Below are 298 nucleotides of genomic sequence, written 5' to 3'. Positions count from 1 at the left end.
CTAGTCGATCAGTTGCAACTTCCCCACCTTTACCATAGAAGATAAATGAGTTCGCAGCTGTTCCAGTTTTCCACGCATTTAGCCCTTCATGGATCTCCTGACGAAGTTCTTCCGAACCAATGTATCGACATCGGAAGATGGTTTTGATCACCTTGCCCAATTCGGCAAGAGCTTTGTACGTAGGGTGTTGGATATTATTTCGAGTAAAACGACGCAGTATGGCTTCTGGGTCAGCCGTACCTTGTTTGAGCGCAGTTGTATATTTGATCATTTCATCGTATTGCTGAATGATGAGCTC

At 44.6% G+C, this 298-nt stretch carries 1 protein-coding gene; it reads right to left on the bottom strand.

What is annotated here, in order from left to right; all coding sequences use genetic code 11:
- A partial coding sequence (locus BLO31_RS09240; RefSeq protein WP_139158976.1) for a Tn3 family transposase occupies positions 1 to 298 on the bottom strand: 298 nt, incomplete at both ends.

This window comes from Vibrio sonorensis, assembly GCF_001854765.1.
Classification (GTDB): Bacteria; Pseudomonadota; Gammaproteobacteria; order Enterobacterales; family Vibrionaceae; genus Vibrio; species Vibrio sonorensis.
Note: the sequence above shows the minus strand (reverse complement) of the source record. Positions and strands in the feature narration are given on the sequence as shown.